We start from the raw sequence: 2,842 nt of genomic DNA, 5'->3' as shown, positions 1-2,842 counted from the left end.
CCCTCCGATTGCTCGGACGGGGTCGGCTGCTCCGCCCCCGGCGACGTCGTGGACTCGGGATCCGGGGGCGTGACGGGGAAGGAGCTCTTCCGGGTCACGAAGGTCAGGTTCTCGGGCTGCAGCGGACGCGAATACCCGAGCTGGGCCTGCGCGGCGAGGTCCGCGTCCGCGAAGGGCAGGGGGAAGGTCTCGTTCGGGGCGGTGCGCAACCGCTCCAGCCACTCGACGGCGGCGGCGGGGGCGTCCGTGCCGCGGGCCCGAATCGCGGCGATCAGGCTGGGGTCGATCGCGAGGACCGCCCCGGAGGCGATGCCCGCGTCGAGCAGGCGCCCCAGGGGACCCCCGGGGCTGAAGAGTTCGTCGAGCACCGCGGCGCTCGGCATTGCGGCAACCTCGGCGGGGAAGCGGAGCGCGATCACGGTGCTCAGGGGCTGCACGGCGCTCGCCTGCGGGGCCCGCCACACGATGGGGGACGCGGTGTCGCTCAGCCCGGGCGCGCCGGTCACGCGGAAGAGGTACACCCCGGCGGGGTCGGCCTCCGTCAGGGGGAGCTGATCGCCCGACAGGGTGACCGTCACGCTCTCGCTCTCGCCCGGCTCCAGCGCAGGAAGGGGCACCGTCGCGATGAGGTTGCCGAGGGGCAGCGCCTGCCCGGCGGGGTCGGTGCGCACGGGAACGGGCTCGCCGACGGCTGGGCTGAGGGCCGTCAGCTCCTGCCCGGAGGTGAGCGGGGTGCGGTCCAGGAGAAGGTGGGCGTTTTCGGCCGGCCGGGGCTGCTCTCCCGCCGTGACGGTCACGGTGAGGCGCAGCTCCCCCGAGCGATCGGCGAGGTAGGGGGTCGAGGAGCTGAGGAGGCGAACCCCCGGGGGCGCGGCCGCCGGGGCGGGTGCGTCATCCTCGGGCGTTTTCGCGCCCGTGTGTGCGCCGAGGGGGGCCTGCGCCGCGACGGGCAGGGCCGGCGACCCGGTGGCGAGCGCGGCCTCCGGGGCCGGCGCGACGCCCAACAGGGTTCCCACGAGCAGCAGGGTCCCGAATTTTCGCAGTTTTCGGGAGATCGGACGCATAGGCAACAGTGTATTGAGTTTAGCTCTGCCTCCGGCCCGGTTACCCTGGAAACATGCTTTCAGTTGCCGAGTCCCTGGCCGCCCTCCGTGAGATCGCCGAGTCCCGCCCCGTGCGGGTGCTCGCCGAGGCCTTCGACGCCGCGGGGCACGAGTTTGCGCTCGTCGGCGGCCCCGTGCGAGACGCGATGCTGGGGCGTGCGGTGACGGACCTGGACTTCACCACCTCTGCCCGTCCCGACGAGATCGAGGCGGTGCTCGCCCCGATCGCCCAGAAGACCTGGGACGTGGGCCGGGCTTTCGGCACGGTGGCCGCGCGGGTCGCGGGAGAAACCGTCGAGATCACCACCTATCGCGCCGAGTCCTACGATCCGGAGTCTCGCAAGCCCGAGGTGAGCTTCGGCGACACCCTCGACGGGGACCTGATCCGGCGCGACTTCACCATGAACGCCCTGGCCCTCCGGCTGCCAGCGATGACCCTGGTTGACCCCGGCACGGGGGTGGAGGACATCCTCGCCGCCCGGATTGCCACCCCGGGCACGGCCGAGCAGTCCTTCACCGACGACCCCCTCCGGATGCTGCGGGCTGCGCGGTTCTCGGCGCAGCTGGGGTTCGCGGTGGACGAGGAGGTCCGGGCGGCGATGACCGCGCTCGCTGATCGGCTCGACATCGTTTCGGCCGAGCGGATTCGCGATGAACTCAGCAAGCTGCTCGGAGCGGACACGCCCGTGCCCGGGCTCCGGCTCCTCGTGGATACGGGGCTGCTCGAACGTTTCCTGCCCGAGGTCCCCGCGCTGAAGCTGGCCCAGGACGATCACGGTCGCCATAAAGACGTCTACGAGCACAGCCTGACCGTGCTGGAGCAGGCGATCGAGCTGGAGAGTGAGCGCCGCGGGGCCGAGGAGACCGAGCCCGACCTCGTGCTCCGCCTGGCCGCGCTGCTGCACGACATCGGCAAGCCGTCCACCCGACGCTTCGAGCCGGGCGGCGTCACCTTCCACCACCACGATGTGGTGGGGGCCAAGCTGGCCAGGAAGCGGCTGCGCGCCCTGCGCTTCGACAACGAGACGATCGCCGCGGTCGCTCGGCTGACCGAGCTGCATCTGCGTTTCTTTGGGTACAGCGACCAGGCCTGGACCGATTCCGCCGTGCGCCGCTACGTGCGGGACGCCGGGCCCCAGCTGGAGCGCCTGCACGTGCTGACGCGCGCCGATGTCACGACCCGCAACCAGCGCAAGGCGGACCGGTTGGCGTTCGCCTATGACGACATCGAGCAGCGCATCGCCGAGCTGCGCGAGCAGGAGGAGATGGACTCGGTGCGGCCCGGCCTCGACGGTGCGGCAATCATGGCGCTGCTCGGGATTCGTCCCGGGCCCGAGGTTGGCCGGGCCTACCAGTTCCTCCTGGAGGTGCGGCTGGACGAGGGCGATCGACCCGAGGAGGAACTGCGGGAGCGGCTCCTGGCCTGGGCCGCCGAGCAGGGCATTGGCGGGGCCGAGCCCGGCGGGACCGCGACGCCCGCACCGTAGCCCCCGCGCTCCCCCGTGCCCCACCCGCCCTTCTCTCCCACCGCATGCAGCACCCCGCCACGACGACAAACGAAGCGAGCACCGTGACCGATCAGCCCCAGCAACCCGCAGCCCCCGCCGACACGACCGCGGCCGAGCCGTGGACGACCCCGAGCGTCGTTGAGGTCCTCGGGAGCCCCGCCGACTGGTTCCGGGGCGCGCAGCGGGTGCTGTTCGTGCACGCCCACCCCGACGACGAAACGATCAGCACGG

General features: G+C 72.4%; 2 protein-coding genes. One reads left to right on the top strand and one right to left on the bottom strand.

Annotation, left to right across the window (positions count from 1 at the left end):
• Positions 1–1,064, bottom strand: a 1,064-nt coding sequence (locus OOT08_RS09520) for a DUF6049 family protein (protein WP_325092412.1), incomplete at its 3' end; no start/stop codon positions are given.
• 53 nt (positions 1,065–1,117) lie between these two features.
• Between OOT08_RS09520 and OOT08_RS09515 the strand changes: the two genes are divergently transcribed.
• On the top strand, positions 1,118–2,590 hold the full coding sequence (locus tag OOT08_RS09515) for a CCA tRNA nucleotidyltransferase (RefSeq protein WP_325092411.1): 1,473 nt from the start codon (positions 1,118–1,120) through the stop codon (positions 2,588–2,590).
• The last annotated feature ends 252 nt before the right edge of the window (positions 2,591–2,842 follow it).

The sequence above is a fragment of the Leucobacter sp. M11 genome, assembly GCF_035726885.1.
In the GTDB taxonomy this organism is placed as follows: Bacteria; Actinomycetota; Actinomycetes; order Actinomycetales; family Microbacteriaceae; genus JAPFRB01.
This window is presented reverse-complemented; position numbering and strand designations above follow the sequence as displayed.

What these genes read in the sequence shown, in the direction of transcription:
- OOT08_RS09515 (WP_325092411.1), top strand. Translation starts at nt 1,118, where the DNA reads ATGCTTTCAGTTGCCGAGTCCCTGGCCGCCCTCCGTGAGATCGCCGAG.